Source organism: Metabacillus niabensis, assembly GCF_020524345.1.
GTDB lineage: Bacteria > Bacillota > Bacilli > Bacillales > Bacillaceae > Metabacillus > Metabacillus niabensis_B.
Map to the genome: position 1 here is coordinate 59919 of NZ_JAIVLH010000017.1, position 21312 is coordinate 81230.

19 protein-coding genes and 3 pseudogenes are annotated in these 21312 nt (G+C 36.6%); 7 read left to right on the forward strand and 15 right to left on the reverse strand.

Going from position 1 to position 21312, the window contains the following annotated elements; genetic code table 11:
* Window position 1: 1 nt before the first annotated feature.
* The 3 genes from LC095_RS18200 to LC095_RS18210 all read right to left on the reverse strand — a co-directional run bounded on the left by LC095_RS18200 (window position 2) and on the right by LC095_RS18210 (window position 2492).
* Window positions 2-1171 (reverse strand): thiolase family protein, encoded by a 1170-nt coding sequence (locus LC095_RS18200; RefSeq protein WP_226529506.1) that lies wholly within the window; start codon window positions 1169-1171, stop codon window positions 2-4.
* Window positions 1172-1349: 178 nt separating this feature from the next.
* Window positions 1350-1859, reverse strand: coding sequence for a signal peptidase I (gene lepB / locus LC095_RS18205; RefSeq protein WP_226529508.1), 510 nt, complete (start codon window positions 1857-1859; stop codon window positions 1350-1352).
* Between the two features lie 15 nt (window positions 1860-1874).
* Entirely contained in the window at window positions 1875-2492 is a 618-nt protein-coding gene (locus tag LC095_RS18210; protein WP_226529510.1) for a TVP38/TMEM64 family protein, read from the reverse strand.
* 157 nt (window positions 2493-2649) lie between these two features.
* Here LC095_RS18210 and LC095_RS18215 point away from each other — a divergent pair, with 157 nt between their 5' ends.
* Window positions 2650-3009, forward strand: coding sequence for a hypothetical protein (locus LC095_RS18215; RefSeq protein ID WP_078435655.1), 360 nt, complete (start codon window positions 2650-2652; stop codon window positions 3007-3009).
* 158 nt (window positions 3010-3167) lie between these two features.
* On the opposite strand, the gene LC095_RS18220 is transcribed toward LC095_RS18215, so the two are convergent.
* Together LC095_RS18220 and LC095_RS26895 are read right to left on the reverse strand one after the other, a co-directional pair.
* A complete protein-coding gene (locus tag LC095_RS18220; protein ID WP_226529512.1) occupies window positions 3168-3740 on the reverse strand; it encodes a competence protein ComK in 573 nt (190 codons plus the stop codon).
* A gap of 132 nt (window positions 3741-3872) precedes the next feature.
* Window positions 3873-4001: a hypothetical protein gene (locus LC095_RS26895; protein ID WP_264196098.1), complete on the reverse strand. Its 129-nt coding sequence runs from the start codon at window positions 3999-4001 to the stop codon at window positions 3873-3875.
* Between the two features lie 187 nt (window positions 4002-4188).
* On the opposite strand from LC095_RS26895, the gene LC095_RS18225 reads away from it, so the two are divergent.
* On the forward strand, window positions 4189-4389 hold the full coding sequence (locus LC095_RS18225) for an IDEAL domain-containing protein (protein ID WP_413467514.1): 201 nt from the start codon (window positions 4189-4191) through the stop codon (window positions 4387-4389).
* Window positions 4390-4798: 409 nt separating this feature from the next.
* On the opposite strand, the gene LC095_RS18230 is transcribed toward LC095_RS18225, so the two are convergent.
* On the reverse strand, window positions 4799-5176 hold the full coding sequence (locus LC095_RS18230) for an SMI1/KNR4 family protein (protein WP_226529515.1): 378 nt from the start codon (window positions 5174-5176) through the stop codon (window positions 4799-4801).
* 392 nt (window positions 5177-5568) lie between these two features.
* Here LC095_RS18230 and LC095_RS18235 point away from each other — a divergent pair.
* Window positions 5569-6807: pseudogene (locus LC095_RS18235) on the forward strand (IS110 family transposase).
* Window positions 6808-7295: 488 nt separating this feature from the next.
* Here LC095_RS18235 and LC095_RS18240 read toward each other — a convergent pair.
* The 3 genes and pseudogenes from LC095_RS18240 to LC095_RS18250 form a co-directional block, all read right to left on the reverse strand.
* Window positions 7296-7604 (reverse strand): TIGR04104 family putative zinc finger protein, encoded by a 309-nt coding sequence (locus LC095_RS18240; RefSeq protein ID WP_226529516.1) that lies wholly within the window; start codon window positions 7602-7604, stop codon window positions 7296-7298.
* Window positions 7605-8071: 467 nt separating this feature from the next.
* On the reverse strand, window positions 8072-9367 hold the full coding sequence (locus LC095_RS18245; RefSeq protein WP_226529517.1) for an IS110 family transposase: 1296 nt from the start codon (window positions 9365-9367) through the stop codon (window positions 8072-8074).
* Between the two features lie 191 nt (window positions 9368-9558).
* Window positions 9559-10096 (reverse strand): annotated as a pseudogene (locus LC095_RS18250) (tyrosine-type recombinase/integrase); the annotation flags it as partial.
* 50 nt (window positions 10097-10146) lie between these two features.
* Here LC095_RS18250 and LC095_RS18255 point away from each other — a divergent pair.
* The 3 genes and pseudogenes from LC095_RS18255 to LC095_RS18265 form a co-directional block, all read left to right on the forward strand.
* Entirely contained in the window at window positions 10147-10560 is a 414-nt protein-coding gene (locus LC095_RS18255) for an IS110 family transposase (protein WP_226529518.1), read from the forward strand.
* Window positions 10561-11171: 611 nt separating this feature from the next.
* Window positions 11172-12806 carry a peptidoglycan-binding protein gene (locus tag LC095_RS18260; RefSeq protein WP_226529519.1) on the forward strand — a complete coding sequence of 545 codons (1635 nt, stop codon included), beginning with the start codon at window positions 11172-11174 and terminating at the stop codon, window positions 12804-12806.
* A 514-nt stretch (window positions 12807-13320) separates the two neighbouring features.
* Window positions 13321-13792: pseudogene (locus tag LC095_RS18265) on the forward strand (IS110 family transposase); the annotation flags it as partial.
* A gap of 532 nt (window positions 13793-14324) precedes the next feature.
* Here LC095_RS18265 and aceA read toward each other — a convergent pair.
* From aceA to LC095_RS18295, 6 genes are all read right to left on the reverse strand, one after another.
* On the reverse strand, window positions 14325-15617 hold the full coding sequence (gene aceA / locus LC095_RS18270) for an isocitrate lyase (RefSeq protein ID WP_226529520.1): 1293 nt from the start codon (window positions 15615-15617) through the stop codon (window positions 14325-14327).
* 41 nt (window positions 15618-15658) lie between these two features.
* Window positions 15659-17248 carry a malate synthase A gene (aceB, locus tag LC095_RS18275; protein ID WP_226529521.1) on the reverse strand — a complete coding sequence of 530 codons (1590 nt, stop codon included), beginning with the start codon at window positions 17246-17248 and terminating at the stop codon, window positions 15659-15661.
* Between the two features lie 201 nt (window positions 17249-17449).
* Window positions 17450-18718 (reverse strand): M48 family metallopeptidase, encoded by a 1269-nt coding sequence (locus LC095_RS18280; RefSeq protein ID WP_226529522.1) that lies wholly within the window; start codon window positions 18716-18718, stop codon window positions 17450-17452.
* A 107-nt stretch (window positions 18719-18825) separates the two neighbouring features.
* Window positions 18826-19134 carry an AzlD domain-containing protein gene (locus tag LC095_RS18285; RefSeq protein WP_226529523.1) on the reverse strand — a complete coding sequence of 103 codons (309 nt, stop codon included), beginning with the start codon at window positions 19132-19134 and terminating at the stop codon, window positions 18826-18828.
* Window positions 19127-19855: an AzlC family ABC transporter permease gene (locus LC095_RS18290; RefSeq protein WP_226529524.1), complete on the reverse strand. Its 729-nt coding sequence runs from the start codon at window positions 19853-19855 to the stop codon at window positions 19127-19129. The genes LC095_RS18285 and LC095_RS18290 overlap by 8 nt, the downstream gene beginning before the upstream one ends.
* 24 nt (window positions 19856-19879) lie before the next feature.
* Complete coding sequence (locus LC095_RS18295; RefSeq protein ID WP_226529525.1) at window positions 19880-20473, reverse strand: helix-turn-helix domain-containing protein; 594 nt, start codon at window positions 20471-20473, stop codon at window positions 19880-19882.
* 89 nt (window positions 20474-20562) lie between these two features.
* On the opposite strand from LC095_RS18295, the gene LC095_RS18300 reads away from it, so the two are divergent.
* Window positions 20563-21303, forward strand: a complete 741-nt coding sequence (locus LC095_RS18300) for an SIS domain-containing protein (protein ID WP_226529526.1) — start codon at window positions 20563-20565, stop codon at window positions 21301-21303.
* The last annotated feature ends 9 nt before the right edge of the window (window positions 21304-21312 follow it).

The window sequence follows — 21312 nt, forward strand, 5'->3', positions numbered from 1 at the left end:
TCTATCTTTCTATAAAAAGGGCTACACCAATTCCACCGCCGACACATAAGGAGGCGAGACCTTTTTTGGAATCACGACGCCGCATTTCATGTAAAAGACTTACAACAATTCTTGAACCCGTACAACCAATAGGGTGTCCCAAGCTAATGCCACTTCCATTTACATTTACTTTCTCTCTGTTTAGATTTAATTGCTTTTCAACAGCAAGATATTGAGCGGCAAATGCCTCATTAATCTCGATCACATCAAGATCATCTACAGACCAATCCAGTGCTTTTAATCCTTTTTGGATCGCAGGAACAGGACCTATCCCCATCATTTTTGGATCGACTCCTACTACCGTGTAGTGAGAGATTGTCCCCAAGATGGTCAAATTTCTTTTTTCTGCTTCCTCTCGCGTCATTAATACAAGTGCTGCCGCGCCATCATTTAATGTAGAAGCATTTCCAGCTGTAACCGAACCGTTTTCTCTGAAAATTGCAGGTAATGAAGCAAGTTTTTCTAATGAAACCTGTCTTGGCCCTTCATCCTGAGATATTGTGACTTCTCCCTTCCTAGATTTCACCTTTATTGGGACTAGCTCATCCTTAAACTTCCCACTCTCGATTGCTGACAATGCTCGGTTTTGACTTAATAATGCAAGCTCATCCTGCTCCTGGCGTGTGATATTATAGACTTCAGCCACATTTTCAGCTGTCTCCCCCATCATAATATGGTGAATTGGATCTTTCAATATTTCCCACACACTATCTGTCACTTGACTATGCTGAAGTCGCGAGCCCCAGCGATGCTGTTTTAATAAATAGGGGCTTGAACTCATCACTTCTACCCCACCGGCGATGACAATGTTGGATTGACCAGTTTGTATTTGCATAGCAGCAGACAGAATAGCCTGAAGACCTGACGCACATTGCCTTTGAATGGTAAATCCTGTTGTTGTATCTGGAAATTCGGCTAATAGGGCAGATGTGCGTGCTGTATTGGGCTCATCAGTCCGTTGAATACAGTGCCCTAATATCACCTCATCTACCTCATGCTTCTCAAGTTTACTTCTTTTCACCACCTCATCTAACACCGGAACAGCTAATTGGGTGGGCAACAGTTCTTTGAAAGCGCCACCAAATGTCCCGATAGGCGTTCTAACCGCAGCCGTAATCACTACCTCGCACATGTTTCCATCCCCTTTTTTACAAATCTACCCTGAGCACGTGCTCATAGTTTTATTATATGATAAGTTGCTAGAAATATGGAAAGATCTAACTTATTTCCTTTGCTATTATCAATCTTTTACTTTCTGTACTGTATAATACAAAAAATGCTAACTCACAAAAGTTCTTCATGAGTCAGCATTATTTTTTATCATGTACAGTTCCTATAATATTATCAATATTAACAAGACCGAAATGACGACTGTCCCGACTTTGGATCCGGTTATCCCCAATGACAAATATATAGCCCTCCGGAATCCGGGCTTTATCCGTAATTTCCTCCAGTGTAAAGCTTCCTGTCTTTTTCATGATGTCTATTTGATCATCTGAAGAAGTTAAAAAAGGTTCATTGACGGCGTTACCGTTCACATATAACTGATCATCCTCATAGTGTATTTCATCACCTGGTAATCCGATAATCCTTTTAATATATATTTCCTCACTGTTTGGTGGATGAAATAATATGACATCAAATCTTTTTATCGATGAAAAAATAAACCCTAATTTATTAATCGATAGCAATCGGCCTTCTTCATACGTTGGTTGCATGGATACACCCTCAACTTTATACTCTACGAAGACCAAGTTTTTTATAAAAATAGCCGTTAAACAAATCCCTACTGCAGTAAAAGCAATTCCTCGTTTTTTCATACAACCTCCTAGAGATTAGCTACCTCTTTTTCTTGTTGTCATTGTTGTATTTAAACGCTTTTCCACCTGCTTGCCTACAAACCATAATAAGAAAATGACCACTCCTGCAATGGCTGCTCTTGTTGGTTGAGTAATAAGAGCCCGCAGATCTTGACCAATAAAACTCACCATAAAAATCATAACAAGTTTGCCTGCTAAAACTGCCAGAATAAATTGCCAATAACTTATTCGTGAAAGTCCTGCAACAACATTAATTACAGCAGAAGGAGTGAAAGGAAAACACAAGATAAGAAAAAGTGGACTAAAGCCTCTGCGTTCAATCCAAGTTAAAAGTCTCCTCATTCCTTTTTTTTCCTTAATCCTTTGGATCCATTTCCACTTGCCAAGCTTTCTCATGATAATAAATACAATAATAGCACCTGAACAAGCACCGATCCAAGACAATAAGAATCCCATCCAAAGTCCAAATGAATTAACATTTGCAACAATAAAAACAACAAGTGGCAAAAATGGCAAAAATGCTTCTAACAAAGGCAATAATATCGCAAAAAATGGACCAAATGAACGATATGTTTCAAAAACTTCCATTAACTGTTCTAAAGTAAAAATATCCTGCAGTGTCTCCAATATCATCCAAAACTCCTCAAAATAACCTTTGTCTCTATTGTACACACTTATATTAAAACTTAAAAGAAAGAACATAATCTTAAGCCACATACTTGCGAACATATACATCATCATTTATAATAAAAACAGAACACATGTTCCATCCTTTGTAGGAGGTCTTTTTATGACAAGAATTCCAAATGACATCAGAGACATGATTGAACAGTCTATTTACTTACCGATGGCTGTTTCCATCTTTAACAGAGATTTAGCTGTCATTGAACAAAGTCCTTTTAAATTACATCGGCCATACTTAACCATTGTTGAAGAATCGTTAAAACTTGCACAAAAAGATTTGTCAGAAATAAAACGTGAGCTTTATAAACGTAACATTAAAGTTCACCAAGTTGAACGCGATGAAGCATTTACTCTCTATTCTTTTATTTATAACGGCTATGAAGAGAAACACAATTATTTTAATCCCAGAATCAGAAACAAAGTTTCTGAAATAATGGAGGAATACTTATTTAAACCAAAGAAATAGCGTAACTTGTAAATGAAGATAGCTCATATCCCTCCAACCGGGATGTATACCCAATCTTATTAGGTGAGCTATCATCATCATGGTAAAAGTTAAGTTGATTCAGAATGTAGGTAATCCCTTCTACTATTCATATTTATATTCCAAGTTTGATTCTTTTATCAGAAACGATTCATTTTTCTGATGATTTGTTCATAGAAAGCATTAATCTCCTTTTCGTCTTTCGGTAAAAGCATCATATTTATTTTTCGTTGCTCCTGTTCAATTCGCGAAGAAATAACCGCTCTTAATTGAGCCGTTCGGAACAGCTGATTTTCAAATGAACCGACAGACATCGGAACTGTAATTTGCTTTCCATTTGTAAAAGTAATTTCTGTATCATGTTCTTTTGTCGCTTTGTACTCTTTCACAAAACTATGCGCGATCCATGCACAATTAGCTTTAGTTGAGGCGGCTGTAGGAAAAAAATAGATCGAATTTGCTGGATCAATCACAATAGGCGGCTTATGTGTAATATTAGCTATATCTTTGGACCCGGTTTTTCTTCCGCTATAACTGCTGCCAAAATAACGACAACTTTGATCAATGACTTCCATCGGTCGTTTTTCAACAAAGATCTCCTGCTCATATTCCAGTATTTCAGAACAAAACTTATTTTCCCCAGGTAAAATTGCCATTGTAAAACGATTAATAAAATAATCAGCTACTCTTTCTTTTGTTAAATCCTTCGCCATTTTTTACACCTCTTTTAATAATTTTTAGGTAATATATCCCATAAACTCAATCTATCATGTCTTTTTTTAGATATCTACATATTTACAAAAACTCCACAAAAAAATGACTTCTTTTACATTCCTGTAAAGAAGTCATTCTTTTTCATTAATATCAGCCAATCCATCATTTTGTTCATTTTGAATCTCATTACGATTCATTTCTATGCCAAAAACCGGATTTAAAGGAGTTGAAGACAATTCCTTCTCTCTTTCTTTTTTCATGACATCACATCCTTAAAAATAGCATCTCCCTTTGTAAGGTTTTCATACATAAATCAAAATATTCCTATTAAATTTTTTAAAAATTTTAACAATTTGGTTGATTTTCCAGTTTAAATTCCATACAATATAAAAAAGGCATCAGGGGTGATATTTCATGAAAAATAAAAAGTCATCGTACACTGAAATCATGAAGTCCCGTAACACGAAAAACGTTCCATCCGAGCAACCTGTATTAGACATGTATATTCAAATGATTTTGGATGAAGCGCTGTTTAACAGGAAGAAAGCATTGCTAGAAGAACGTATCAATGATGCACTTGACACAAAGAACAAAGCAGAATTTATGAAACTCTCAGATGAATACAGAGGAATGCGTAAGATTGGATAAAGATCGCCGAAAGGTGATCTTTATTTTTGGCTCCTAAACATACCAGAAAGGCCCAGCAAAAGATGCTGGGCCTCAGGTTGTGGACAAAGTAAAAATTGCTAACACTTCAGACTGATTGCTAATGTTGGGTTATAAAAAAGTTTGATTGAACCACGTCTTATTATGTTGATTTAACAAATATAAAAGAGCCTGCTTTTGAAAAAAAGATTGATCCAAACAGGCTCTTTAAATATTTCACGAGGACGATTTTCATAAAAAAGTTTGATCATTTTCTACCAGTGTTGCTCAACAATCGCGCCATTTTCTGGAATAACTAATAAGCCTTTTATTAGCTATTAATGGTAACAATTATTTATTAATCTTCATCAATGTCATCTTCAAATTCAGAATTCGATAAAATAAATTCTTTTTAGTTAAGAGCTATTTCATCTACTTCTTCCGTTTCGTGATACCAAATATAAACTTTATTATCTATTACCATATCAACAATCCGAAAACACAATTTGTCTCCTGTACCATCTTCACCAATAGATATTAAATCATCCGCCAATCCTTCATCTCTTACTTCTTGATTTTGTCTTACAATATCATCCCAGGTTCTTTTTAAGTTTTTGGGGTCTTTAATAGGAAATAGAGTCCATTCACCAATTTGAGCATTGTTAGTTAATTTAAAAAGGTCTTTGTATTGGTTAGGGAAGGAAACACCTAATTGTTCTTCTGCTGATTTTATATTTATATCCGTAACTCCAGGTTTACTTGTTTCGATTAGATCGATTACATCGTTCATTAATATACCATCCCTTTAAATTCTTTTTACATAACATTTCTCGTTTTTTCTTCAAATACCTTCTTGAGCTATCCTGTCTTAAGATTAAAGACTAAAAAAATAGACTGCTAAAACAGTCCATCGTTGTTCGATTCTTGCGCCCGTTCGTAATATAAGTTTAACCAGTTTTTACTGGTTGAACTTTTTTTATTTGGTTTTAATATAGCGGTAGTCGGAGTAGAACGTAGCGCCCGTGGGACATGATCCCGTCCGCAAAACTGTTCACTCCCTACTTGTATAAGCATGTTTCAGGCTGGTTGGGACAAAGATCCCGTTTAACAAGCGAACCTATGACAGTACAAGGAGCTCTAGGGACAACCGACTAATCTTAATTTTACAAGGAGGAGATGATGATGAATCCAGTAGTAGGTCTGGATGTTTCTAAAGGGGAAAGTCAGGTACAAGCATTCTTGGATAAGGGTCAACCCTTTCGTAAAAGTTTTAGTGTAAAGCATACTGTTGAGGGCTTAGAGAATTTATTAGGATTCTTAAAAGAAATTGAAAGAGTAGCTGATGGCAAGCAACCTTCGGTTATCTTAGAGTCAACAGGGCATTACCACTCTCCTGTTATTCAATTTTTGGAGGAACAGCAATATGTTTATATTATTGTGAATCCACTTATTTTTCATCGAGCAAGGAGTACAAGTTTAAGAAAGGTAAAAACAGACGCTGTCGATGCCTATCTTCTTTGCGAACTATTCTATAAAGAAGAAATTGAGCCGTATAAGAAAAGAGGTATTCAACTCTTAAACCTTCGTAATCTTACAAGACAACAAGAGACAATTTCAGGAATATCTACACAAACCAAGGTACAGCTTCTAACAGTGTTAGATCAAGTATTTCCTGAATATAGAGGTGTCTTCGGTGATTTATATTCGAAAGTCTCTTTACAGACTCTTTCCTTATTTCCTACTTCTGAACATGTACTAAATACTACCGAATCCGTCTTAACTGACAAGATTGTATCGTTATGTACCAGACGTTCAGAAAAGTGGGCAAAAGAAAAAGCACAAAAGCTTATGGAAGCAGCATTACGAAATCCATTTCAAAACAACTTGTATGAAAGTCATATTTTTAACTTAAAGATGTTAATTACCATCGTTCTTCAATATCAAGAGCACCTATCACAAATAGAAGCAGAAATAGATGCCCTAGCTAAAGAAATTGCAGAATATTAGATTGTCCAAACTATCCCTGGTATCGGAGAAAAGATTGCGGCAACAATCATTTCCGAAATTGGAGAAATAGATAGGTTTAATCATCCTAAAAAGTTAGTAGCCTTTGCAGGAATAGATCCTAGTGTTTACTCTTCTGGAAGATTTACAGCAACTCAAAATCGGATAACGAAGAGAGGATCTAGAAGGTTAAGGCAAGCATTATATATGGCCGTATACTGTGGAATTAGAGATGCCCGAAAGCAAAAGACGAGTGATACTGTTATTCCTCGGAATAAAAAATTAAGAGCGTTTTACGATAAAAAACGTGAAGAAGGTAAACCTTATAGAGTAGCAATTATCGCTTGTGTTAATAAGCTTTTACACTTGATTTATGCGCTATTAAAGAACAAGACCACTTTCCAAGAATTAGCTTAAAAACTATATTTAACAATATAAAACAAAACCTTCCAATTATGAAAAACAGGAAGGTTATTTGGCATACTTATTTTTAGTATAACATCTATATTTTAATTTTTTTATTGAAAAATGTTGACAACTATTAGCTGGTTTTGTTGATGATCACTGTCCAAAATATGAGCAAATTAAAGTTACATATAAATTTTTATAAGGAAAGATAGTGATTGCATGTGATAGAATTATCTTAAATGAGAGGTGGAGTTTTTATGTCAATGTGGAATCCTGCTGGAATACTTATATTCACCTTAATTATTGCAGCACTAATAGGTATTGTATTTTTAGGTATTAAGAAATTAAAAAGGAAATAGGCGCAAATCTTATTCAAGAATGGCGCCCTATAGCAGTAGACTCGATTTCAAGATAACCTTTAAAGACATTAATTTAAAGCTGAAATTACTATGTAGTCAATTGATTTTAGAAATTACATTAGGATATCCCCTTTGTTTCTATGCACCTTTAAATCTTACTAAGAACGGAGTTAACAGAGAACCAATAAACGCTAAGAATACTCCAATAGAAAAAGTCAATAAAACATTATTAAAAGGTGATAGAAAGTTTACAAATATTAACATTGGTAAAATAGTAAGAAGAGTAACGATAAAACGTCCAGAAACAGTAATACGATGCTTCATACCACAATTTTCACATATAATTGGTTTGTATACCCATCCCCAAAACGACCGATAAATATTATTCCAACTAAAAGGCACATTGCATTTTTTGCACTGCTGCACAGCACGCACCACCTTCACCATAACCTTTTTCCTAATTTTAACATAATTTAATTATTGTTATGCTACAATCTCCCTCAATAAAGAATGTAAAATCTAACGATTTCTCCTGTTTGCTTAGATTTTCATAGTAGTTTTGTTTCAAAAATTACCTTCTGTATGAATAAATATATATTATTAGGATAAAATTGGATTTATGAAGAAAATGACTCATAGCTTACTAACCAATCCCTTACAGAAATTGGGTGATTAGTAAAAATATGATCGCACTGGTGGATGTCCACATATCTCATGGAGGTCAACCCTCCCATGCCTCACAGAGTGTTCGCTCTCAAATTCCTTCGTCCAACCTTTCCATGAGGTGGATGTCAGTTACGCTGGCCCACAGGGTCCTTGCCCGAAGTATTGTTGCTTTACTGACTAATCCGTGCTTCAAATGTTCCTAAATCTTTAATACCTAACTACTTTATCTAATCTAATCTACAACATTATTAACCGGCTATTTTTACATTCTCTGATACTGCCATATGAGGAATATCCTTTAACATCTTTTCTTCACAAAATTCAAAATGTTTTTTACCTATGGCAAAGAGTATACGTATGAGCTTATTACACAAAGCTATCAGAGATTGCATCTTTTTCAATGGGTTATCAGGTCGTTGTGTATAATAGGTATGGAGTGCTTTAAAAGCTGAATTCTTCGCAACGAGTATCATACAAACTCTGAACAACAGAGCACGAAGTTTCTTTCTACCTCGCTTCGTAATCCTTGTTTGTCCCTTATGCTTACCAGACGTATTTTCCTTAAGACTTAACCCAGCGAGCTTAATGATTTGCCTAGGATGGGAGTACTCATTTAGATCTCCGACTTCTGCAAAAAAGCCTGCGACAGTATCTCTTCCAATTCCCTTGATGGCAAGCATCTGTTGAACGCCAGGTATTTGATCAATTAATGCATCTATTTTGGCATCCAATTCTTCGAATTTAGACTGAATTAACTCATATTTAGCTATCAATGTCTGTAATTCTAATTTCGCCATATCTGCCCCTTGACGAATACCAATAGATTCACGGGCTGCTTGTTTTAAGTCCTGAATCTTACTAAGACCTACACTGCGTTTAACAGCTTTTCTTAAGTGATTTAATAGGTCCTGATCAGAGAAATGTACAAGTTCATGTGGTAATACATTTAACTTCAAAAATTGTAAAGCTGCTTTACCTTCCCAATTCTTAAAAACCGTTAAAAATTCAGGGAAATATCGGTCAATCCAGTTATGAATTTGACCTTGTACAATTTGTTGGTCAACAGTTAAGAGATCACGAATTTTCTTAGCCACACGGAGTTCTGCATAAATTCCTTGAGGAATAGTTGGTTCAGCATATCTCCCGTCCTTGACCAATTGCGCAATAACTCTAGCATCTTTTATATCGTTTTTAGTTGGTGAATTATCATCTAATTCCTTACTTTTCTTTACGTGTAATGGATTAACTAACACAAATTTAATCGTATGTTCTCTAAGCATGTAAGCTAAATTGAACCAATAATGGCCTGTCGGCTCCATACCGACAATCACTTGATTCATCGTTTGAGCTTGCATAAGTTGTGAGATCCAATTAAGAAAATGGTGATATCCTTCTTTTGTATTTTCAAAGTAACAAGGTGAGCCAAACTCTAATCCTCTAAAATCCTGAGCTCTGGCTACATGTTTGAATTTGGCAATATCTACTCCGATAATAAGTGTTTTAGGAGTAATTTGAGCGATTTTCTTATTTTGGTTATAATTCATGATAGGCCTCCTGGTCATGATAGATTTGTCCTTTTCGCTTGCCAGCTTTGGGACATTATAATCATACCAAGAGGTCTTTTTGATACTCAAATCTCATTTTCATTCATTACAGGAATGCTGGCCGATTGTTAAAAAAAATAATGACCATTGTTCAACCAATCTGCCCCTTTAGCATAATAAAAAATGCTGCATCAAGCAGTATCTAAAAAATTCTTATATAGCTCACGCCTCAAATGTCCACTTAGATAAGCGTATACTCTGGTGGTTTCGCTCTTTTCGTGTCCCATCAAATTCTGTATGACCTCTAGTGGTGCCCAATTATTAATAAGTGTAGTTGCATAGCTATGTCTAAGTTGATGTGGATGAATGCACTTATTTATTCCTGCTCTTTTGGAAATCTGTTTTATTACATATCTCATCTGTGCAATACTCATTCAATGTGGTGCTCGAATCGTTACGAACAGAGCCTGTTGATCATCTGTCCTATCTTTCCAAATATCTTTTTAACCAGATACTACATCTAGTGTTAAAATACACTTCTCTTTCTTTTTTACCTTTTCCAAAAACGATAACAGACTGTTCTGCAAAGTTGATGGAATGCTTATCTAGGTTTGCGACCTATCCAATCCTACAACCGGTTGAATACATAAACTCAAATAACGCTTTCTCAAATGTAGTATCACAGGCTTTACGAAGTAATTCAATCTCCTCTTCTGTTAAAAACTTAGGGTTAGTAAAGGACGTTTGGTCAATGGAGAGCTCGAAATAAAGCAGAACTATTGAAAAATAGCGCACAGAATAGCTTTCGCATTTCGGTTGGCACAGACGTGTTGTTTAAAATGCAAATTCACCTGTTACTTGAACAGATTAGTTTGTTTGAAAAGCACCTATCCGAAATTGAGAAAAGGATGATTGAACTCTCCAATCGTCAAGAACATTTTCTCACTACGATCTCGGGAATAAGTGATGTAACTGCTGCCGTTATATTAGGTGAAATAGGGTCTATTAACCGTTTTGAACGCCCTGGACATTTAGTAGCTTTTGCTGGTCTAGATGCTTCCGTTCATCAATCAGGTGACTTTAATGGATCTAGCAGTAAGCTCTCAAAACGTGGTTCTCCTTACCTCAGAAGAACTATATGGCAAGCTGCATTTGTTGCTAGTTTTCATGACCCTGCACTCTCTCTTTATTAAAAAAAATTACGGAATCGAGGAAAAGCACATGGTACTGCTGTTGGGGCAGTTGCTCGGAAACTAACCCACTTTATTTTTGCAATTTTGAGAGACGGACAACCCTATCAACCTCGTTTAACGAAACAGACAATAATTAACCTACGATAGTCATTTTTTAAAAATCGGCGACTCTAGTTTTTTGTCATGCCTAAAATTCTATTAGTTATTTGACTTTTTATAGCTGGTCTTTAATGGAACAATTTATTAAACACACGGCGAGGGTGCGAAAGAGTACGAGGCACCCACAGAGCGCGCGAGGGATTCTTATATTATTTTGTTAATACCAACATCGCGACATTTTCAACCTGTGTAGAGTGCGGGTGTCGTAAAAATTAAAAACAAATTGAGATGTAGTGGTGTTTACCTTCTGTCTAAAAAAAAAATTACTTTATACCAAACGCTACCGGCTGAACAAAATATTCGCTAGTCGTAGATGCCCCCATAACTTGACCCTTTTTAAAATTTCTTTCCTCTCCTTTTAATTATTGAAACATTTTTGGTGATTTGGCATATATTTTAATCTTAGAAGATCATCTATTTTACAATTTGTTTTAAAGGAGTGATTAGTAAGCATGGGTGTTGGTTATTTAACCGTTCAATCCCGCACTGCCAATGATGCGTTACCATTAGAAGGAGTACGAGTCAGAATCAGGAATCAAAAAGGTAAACTACTCTACGAACTAACCACGGATCGGATTGGAAAAACCGAACCCATTTCCTTAGAAGCAGTAGATAGAAAATTTTCATTGGATCCAAACTATACAGGAAATCCATATTCTAATTATATTCTAGATGCAGAAAAGGAAGGCTATAATTCCTTACATATTGCTGACGTACAAATTTTTGACGGTGAGAAAGCCATTCAACCTTTAGTATTAATTCCAATGCAAGCAGTCCAAAAGCTTCCTATCACGCAGAAGCTCATTATTGGAAAGCATGCGATCCAAATGACAGTACCCCGAAATCAAGTAGGACCAATCGTTGAACCTCGTATACTTCGACAAGTCATTATTCCAAATCCAATTACTGTACACCTTGGTAAACCTACCGAAGACGCTTCGAATGTACATGTCTCCTTCATCGATTATGTTAAAAATGCTGCGAGTAGCGAAATTTATTCAACATGGCCATCGGCGGCGCTGGAGGCAAATATTTATGCCATCATCACATTTGCTTTAAATAGGGTGTTTACACAGTGGTACAGAAGCCAGGGATTTAATTTTGATATCACAAACAGTACCGCCTACGACCAATATTTTGTATATGGGCGCACTATTTATGAGTCTATTAGCAAAATTGTAGATAAAATCTTTAACCAATACGTTCGAAGACAAGGTCAAATTGCGCCATTTTTTACGGCTTTTTGTAATGGTACGACCGTAACTTGCGATGGACTATCCCAATGGGGTACGGTAACATTAGCCAATCAAAGCATGTCAACAATGGAGATATTGCGCTATTACTACCCAGATGATATTGAAATATCACAAACCAATATCATTACAGGGATCGTTGAAGGATTTCCAGGTACTAACCTTCAATTAGGCAGCATAGGACTAGATGTGCAGGTCATACAGAACAATTTGAACAGGATTAGGCAAACCTACCCTTATATTCCCCTTATAACCGATGAAACTGGTATATTTGGTGATAGTACGAAGGCTGCGGCCATGGAATTCCAGAGTGTTTTTAATTTGACTTCCGATGGGATCGTTGAAAAAGCAACATGGTATAAAATCTCTTATGTTTACGTTGCCGTAGCAAAGCTTGCCAGTCTAGAAAGTGAAGGTACGAACTTGGGCATAGGAACGGTCCCACCCAGATCAGTTCTTCAGGTGGGCTCGATCGGTATCGATGTTATCACGCTACAATATATTCTAAGTATTATTAGTGAGTTTTACCCTACTGTTCCCGATGTGACACCGGACGGTATTTTTGTAAGCGATACGGCTAACGCTGTTATAGAATTTCAGAAGACAATGGGATTGACAGCGAACGGGATTGTAAATGCATCAACCTGGAATGCATTATACAATTCATATTGGGGTATCAGGAATAATATTCCAATTATATATACCGTTCAGACAGGAGATACACTTTGGTCACTGGCACGGAAGTTTAACACCACAGTTAATGCAATCAAGACTACGAATAACCTGAGTAGTGATGTTCTAATTGTTGGGCAGTCGTTGTTTATCAAGAAGTAAGTAAACTTAATAATTGGATAAATTTGGTTTAGTAATGGTGAATAGGGTATATAAACTAACAAAAGGTTAGCATAGTAATTATGATCGCTACCTTGTCAATTTCTAATCAACTAGAGAGCTTATTTATTTCTATCCTCGAAAAACTTAATATATAAATTCTCACCTTCCCGACTCCAAAAAATAAATAGAATAGGAAAATCTTAATTGTTTCCTGCTTGTTTTTATAAAAATATCTGCGAGACGCACTCAACGTGGCTTGAGTACGTCTCGCAGATATAAAAGATGAAGTGGTGTTTACCTTTTATAAAAATTAATTAACATTTGCGCCTCGATCACGGAAGATGTTTATTAATGCAAAGCAGCCTTTAGCATTCCTGTAGAGCGTTAATTATCAACTTTGAAAAAAATAGAGCTCCCCAGTAAGATATGAGTATAGACACCACTCTAAAACTCAAAATCTAAAGGAGGAAGCTATACTATGAATTTTAAAATGTAGCACAAACAAAATCAACTAATTGAACGAATTTCTGATCGACATCTCGTGGTTGGTGTAGATATTTCCCAACAATTCCACGTGGCTCGAGCTGTAAATTATCGAGGGATCGTAGTAGGTGATCCTCTTACTTTTGAAAATAACGAAGAAGGCTTTAACAGATTTCTAGAATGGATTAATAAACTAAAAGGTAAAAACAGCTTAGACACAACTATTGTCGGTATGGAACCTACAGGTCATTACTGGATTGATCTATCGAAATGGTTACCTAACGAAAAGATTGATATTGTAACAGTCAATCCTCACCTTGTAAAAAAAATAAAGAAAATCGAGATAACACTCAGTCCAAAGTGATAAAAAAGACGCTCTCGTGATTGCGGATATGGTGAAGAATGGATACTATGCCTTTGTTCGTTCAAATCCAGGGTATTTCGAAAACCTTCGAGTCCTTATGTCCAACCGTGACGTAATTGTTAAACTTCTGATTAGTACACAATGGTAAATGTGTTAATCGTTTTGTTTTTGAATAACTTTATATTTTGCGAAATAAGGGAATAGAAGTATGACAGTATGGGGGAATATTATTGTTAACGCTATTCCCAAATTATAAGTCCAATGAATGACCTTTTGTATTTCTTTCCATGTAAATTGATAACCACCACAAGACTCACATTTCTGTATTCCCAAAAACCCCCCCTCTGAGGTTCAATTTTAACATGAAATTATCCCCTAATTTTCACAAGGAGTTATTCCATTATCTGGCCCTTATATGTAGTATACCAGGGCGTAGTAATTAACGTTAATAACGTTAATTACTACGTTCTTTTCCTTTTCACTATAAAAACACCCCTTTAGATAAACATCCAAAGGGGTAAAACGGTGCAACTTTTTTACAAATGGTAAGTCTTTATTTTAATTCCACAGCTAACGCTTGCTTTCGAGCACGAAGCCTTGTGAGGAGCGGAGTTACCAGGGTTGGTAATGAGCACCGCAGAAAGGTGAGTGACGAAGAAAGCCAGCGTTTGTCAACAGTCTGAGGCCTCCATAAACTGCTCTGCCTCAGTTGATCCCTTTAAAGCAGTCGTTGACGATGTTCCACCGGTTATGGTTTGTGCTACCTCATCAAAGTAACCTGTTCCAACTTCACGTTGATGTCTTGTTGCTGTATATCCGTAAACCTCACTGGCAAATTCATTTTGTTGCAGCTCTGAATAAGCAGCCATTCCACGGGTTTTATATCCACGTGCAAGCTCGAACATACTGTGATTCAGAGCGTGGAATCCGGCGAGAGTGACGAATTGGAACTTGTATCCCATCTTAGCAATTTCTTTTTGGAAATTTGCGATGGTTTGGTCATCAAGCTTTTTCTTCCAATTAAACGATGGCGAGCAATTATAGGCTAGTAATTTACCAGGATATTTTTTATGAATCGCATCAGCAAATCGCTTTGCCTGTTCAAGATTCGGTTCGGATGTTTCACACCAAATTAAGTCAGCATAAGGTGCATAAGATAACCCTCTGCTTATCGCTTGATCAATTCCTGGCCGGGTACGATAAAACCCTTCAACAGTACGCTCTCCTGTAATAAATTCGTGATCAGCTGAATCCACATCACTCGTAATTAAGTCTGCTGCATCCGCATCAGTTCGAGCAATAATAATTGTCGGAACACCCATTACATCTGCTGCTAACCTGGCTGAGATTAAATTTTTCACCGCTGTTTGAGTTGGAAGTAAAACCTTGCCTCCTAAATGGCCACATTTCTTTTCTGATGATAATTGATCCTCAAAGTGAACACCTGCCGCACCTGCTTCAATCATGGCTTTCATTAATTCAAATACGTTTAACTGACCTCCAAAACCTGCTTCAGCATCTGCCACTATGGGAGCAAACCAATCAATATCACCTTCACCTTCTAAATGTTGAATTTGATCTGCGCGTTGAAGGGCTTGATTAATTCGTTTAACAACATGCGGCACACTGTTTGCCGGGTATAAACTTTGATCCGGATACATATTACCGGAAAGATTTGCGTCAGCTGCAACCTGCCAGCCGCTTAAATAAATGGCTTTTAACCCTGCTTTTACTTGTTGTACAGCTTGATTCCCAGTTAATGCTCCCAGCGCATGAATATAGTCTTCTTCATGAAGATACTTCCATAGCTTTTGGGCTCCACGTCTTGCCAGTGTATGTTCAACCTCAATAGAACCTCTTAAACGAATGACTTCATTTGCACCATATGGACGAGTAATTCCTTCCCATCTTTTATCACATTTCCAGCTTTCTTGTAATGCTTCAATCCTTGTTTGACCGTTCATTTCAGATCCCCCATTCAATTTTTTAGTCCCCTTTATCCCGCTTAAATCATTTCATAACTTGGTATCGTTAAGAAATCTATAAAATGATCTTCTTTTACGAGCTGATCGAAAATAGTGGTTGCTTCTTCAAACTTGCCTTTTTGATAGGAAATTTCACCGATTCTTTCTCTTATACGTTGAACCTCTTCATCTCTTAATTTCTCATACAATCCAATTGTAAGTTTTCGACCATCTTCTAAAATTCCTTTTGGATGGCGTATCCATTGCCACACTTGTGCTCTTGATATCTCTGCTGTTGCTGCATCCTCCATTAAATGATGAATGGGAGCTGCACCTCTACCACTGAGCCATGATGCTATATATTGAATGCCTACATTGATATTGATTCTGACTCCTTCCTCTGTAATAACTCCGTCTGGTACCTCCAGAAGATCATGTGCAGTTACCTGAACATCCTCTCTTTTGTTATGAATTTGATTCGGTGTTTTCATATGCTCATTAAAAACAGCCATAGCAACTTCAACTAGTGCCGGGTGAGCGACCCAGGTTCCATCATGACCATCTGTGGCTTCTCTTTCTTTGTCTAATCTGACTTTCTCAAATGCACGGTCATTTGCTTCTGGATTGTTTTTCACAGGAATTTGCGCTGCCATACCACCAATCGCATGAACATTTCGCTTATGACATGTTTGAATCGCTAATAACGAATAAGACCTCATAAAATGAACAGTCATTGTCACTTGGACACGATTAGGCAGAATAACAGATTCACAGTTTCGCAGTTTTTTTAAATAACTAAAGATATAGTCCCAACGCCCACAATTTAAACCAGCTGAGTGTTCTTTTAACTCAAACAGAATTTCATCCATTTCAAAAGCTGCCATGATTGTCTCAATGAGAACTGTGGCTTTTATCGTTCCTCTTGGAATATTTAATTCATCTTGCGCAAAACAAAACACATCATTCCAAAGTCTTGCTTCATGATGACTTTCTAATTTCGGTAAATAGAAATAGGGGCCGCTCCCTCTTTCTACAAGCTCTCCCGCATTATGAAAAAAGTACAATCCAAAGTCTACTAAACTTGCTGATACCCGATTCCCATCAATCTCGATATGTTTTTCATCAAGATGCCACCCTCTAGGTCGAACCTTTAGCGTTGCAATACTATTGTTCAATTGATAAGTTTTACCATTTTCACTTGTATAAGAAATGGATCGAAGAACTGCATCTCTTAAATTAATCTGGCCGCGTATGATGTTTTCCCAACTTGGAGATGTTGCATCCTCAAAATCAGCCATATACACTTTCGCTCCGGAATTAAATGCATTGATCACCATTTTGCGATCAACTGGACCCGTTATTTCCACTCGTCTATCCTGAAGATCATCAGGGATGGGAGAAACAGTCCAACTACCTTTTCTAATATGCTCCGTTTCAGGTAAAAATCCCGGTAGTTTACCATTGTCAATTTCCCGTTGTCTTTCCACTCGTTGCTGCAACAGTTCACGTCTACGACTTCCAAACGCCCTCTCTAGCTTCTCAATGAATCGTAGTGCCTCAGGTGTTAAAACTTGATGAAATTCAGCCTCCATGTTCCCAACAATTTTACAACCTGTCATCTGTGTAGCCATTTGTGTAACAACACCTCTCATATAATTGTTATAATACAGTTCATTATTACTAAAACTAATATATAACAGATGAGAAAAAAATGGAACAATTTTCTTTGAAAAAAGTTAAATATTTTAAAACCACTTCAGTAGATGTTCAGATGACTAAAAAAAGGCCTGTGCAGTAGACATGCACAGGCCCATTTATTGTTATAAAACAGATCATTTATTTAATGTACGATTACCATGTTCTTCAAGATAAAGAATGCGTTCCAGCATGGTTGGATGTGTATAGCGAAAGATCTTCACCAGAGCCGGTGGGTTGACCTCACTTAATCCTGCTCTGGACAATTCCTGGAATGAACTGATTGCAGCTTCATGATTATCTGTCATTTCAATTGCATACATATCAGCTGACTTCTCCTGATACCTTGCAACAGCATTTGACAAAGGACTTGATGCAAAGGTTAGTGTCCCTAAAAGTAGAAGAAATAATGGAAACGCAGCAAGCTCTCTCATCGAGCGGATTTTCAGCATCCTTCCATGTCTGGCAATAATCATCCTCATAAGGACATGAATAATGTATAAACCCGCTAAGCTAAGTAATAAGTAACCAGCTATTCCGACATAGATATGTTTCATCACGTAATGACCCATTTCATGAGCCATAATAAACAGAATTTCATCCTCATTCAAGCGATTTAACGTTGTGTCCCATAAGACAATTCGAGAATTGGAACCTATCCCTGTTACATAGGCATTGAGTGCATTCGTCTTTTCAGACATGTTCACCTCATACACATGCTCTGCAGGGATATCTGCTTTTTCAGCAATGTCCAGTATTTTTTCTTCAAGCACTTTGTCCTTCAACGGATAAAAATCGTTGTAAAGCGGGTCAATAACAACCGGTTGAATAAACATTAAAAACATAGAGAAAGGGATGGACAATAACCAAGCATACAACCACCACCTTTTCTCAAAACGTTTTATTAATGAATAAAGAACAATAATAATGATTGTCATTAAGAGATAATTAACCCAAAAGTCAATTAACTGATCCTTCATCCACGTAGAAAAGGATTGAGTGGTGATATGGTACATTTTAGATATCCGGAATCCAATCCAATTAACAGGTAACGAAATAACACTGACAAATAACGATAACCAAAAGAAATAAATTGCAGATTGTATGCTAAATATGTTGGTTGATGAGCTCGACCAATCCTGCATTTTCCTTGAGAGCCCTGTAATCATAAACATGAACAGAAGAAACCACTCAAATGGAATAGTAACGAAATATAGGAAATTTCGAATTGTGGAGTATTCCTGAGTTAATAGTAATTCTCTACCGGACATAAATGTTGTAGGATCTGCCGATGTTCCCTCATACGGAGCTGGTACACCTGTACCCGAAAAGATAAACAAATACCAGTAAACAACTAAACCATATAAAAAGTAGAGAAAAATTGATGTTGTTACCCATTTCCTCATCTGGCCTTTCCCCCTTGAACAAGCTGTTACTATTAGTGTAGTACTATGAACATTGAGTTAGAACATGAAAAGGGATGGACCCGATATAAACAAACGTTCATCATAACTTAAGAAAATAACATAGTATATAAAACCAACGTACCGATGGATCCCATCACAACAACAATAACATTTGCTCCGGTAAAAGCAATGAGAGTAGCAGCAATAGCGCCAACAATTCCAAATATCAGGTCATCACTAATTAAAAAAATACCAGGAACGACTAATGCACCTAATGTTGCGTACGGCACATTTTTTAAAACATTTTGCACAAAAACAGGCAGTTTTAACTGACTTAATGCGACTAACGGAATCATACGCGGTATATATGTGACAAGTCCCATTCCAATAATCATAATGATGATCATGCTATCCATCTGTCTCCACCTCGCTTGTATACTTCAAATAAAATAGTTCAACAAGGATTGCTGAAAGTAGAGTTGATAATACAATAGACCAACCTGTTGAAATCATTTGGGAAGCATAAAAAATAGAATTTAAGATAGCAGCCGTAACCGCTAAAAACATTACCTTACGATGTTTTTTAAGAGATGGAATTAGTAATCCTATAAACATCGCATATAAAGCTATTCCCATGCTCTCCTGAACTGTTGCTGGCAGGCTTGCACCGATTACGTAGCCAATTCCTGAATTGATCACCCAGCTAGCATATGAAATCAACATTAATCCAAACAGGTAGCCTGTATTTACTGTACCTTCTTTCGTTGATGCAACTGAAAATGTCTCATCTGTTAGCCCAAACGAGTAGAGTGCTTTTTTCCATAGAGAATCGTTTTCTACCTTTTCGCTCAGAGAAGCAGACATTAAAAAATGACGAATATTCACAATAAAGGTGGTGAAAATAATTTCAATTATCCCGGTACCTACTGTGAGTAAGCTTAAAGCCATATATTGGGAAGCACCGGCAAAAACAATTAAACTCATAAGGACTGTCTCAGATAAAGACAAGCCGGTTGATTTTGAAAGCAGCCCAAAGGTTAAAGCAACAGGTAAATACCCGATTGCAATACTGATTCCACCTTGTAATCCTTGAAGAAAACTAGATTGTTTTTTTACTAAAGTGGTTGTCGATGACACACAAATACCTCCTATTGCTGCAAATTAAGAATAGTAAATTAATAGATAAAAGCTTGTTATTTGATTTGTTTCATTTGCATACGTATGTGAGTGGGCTGCTTGAAATTTCATCGAATCACCTTTTTTCAATAAATAAGACTCTTCCGTTATTGAGACTTTGGCTTCCCCTTCACATACAAGTACATATTCTTCAACACTTCCATGATGACGGTCTGAAGTGTGAATGCATCCCGGTTTCATTTCAATAAAGTAGATTTCAAATTTTTTTGAAGAATCAAATGGAAAATAAGGGTATACTTGAAACTGTTCCCCGTCCTCCATGACCGCACTTTTTTCATGTAACCTTATAACAGAGACAGCAGGTTTATTCTCTTCAACAAGTGATGAAAATGAAACTTGAAGTCCATTTGCTATCTTCCATAGTGTATTAACGGTTGGACTTGATTCCCCTTTTTCAATTTGTGAAAGCATACCTTTGCTAACCCCGGTCAAACTTGCCAATTGATCATAGCTATATCCCCTAAGCTTGCGTATTTGTTTTAAATTCTCTGCGATTTGAGATTGAATGGATTTCATCATATTCCCCCATATATTGCCATTGTATAATATAGTATACATTTGTATTTTATAACACACAACACTTTTCTTTTCCTTCTTAATGAAGTAAAGTAAATTTGAACTATGCTAATTTACTGAGGGTGAAGAAAATGCTCATACATTATTTCGAAAAAATCCAGGAAAAGCTTCAACATGTGCTCGAACATGAAAAAAAATCAATGCTGGTTGCAGCAGAGAAAATCGCGACTACCATTCAAGCAAAAGGGATTATCCATCTTTTTGGATGTGGTCACTCTCACATGCTAACAGAGGAAATGTTTTATCGGGCAGGTGGCTTAGCTCCTGTTAAACCGGTTTTTATTGAGGAATTAATGCTTCATAAAGGTGCAGTAAAATCTTCTTATCTTGAAAGGCAAAACAATTATGCCGAAAAGTTTATCTATAACCAAGATATCCAACCTCAAGATCTGATTATCGTCATTTCAACCTCCGGATTGAATCCAGTTCCAATTGATGTAGCCATACACGCTAAAAATCTGGGGGCATATGTAGTAGGAATAAGCTCCTTTTATTATGTAGACGGGAAAGCATCAAGACATACAAGTGGTAAATTTCTATCTCAAGTTGTTGATTTAGCCCTTAATAACCATGCGACAAAAGGAGACGCTGCTCTTACATATGAACATTCCTCAACTCCATTTGGGCCAACTTCAACAATTATTGGGGCAACAATGTTAAATGGGATCTTTGCTGAAGCAATAAAAATGATGGTAAACAATGGATTCCAGGCACCTGTTTTTTTAAGTGGTAATATCGATGGGGCAGATGAGCATAATCAAAGATTGATTGAGCAGTATAGCGATCGCATTCCATTACTTAAGTTTGATTAGTTAAAATCG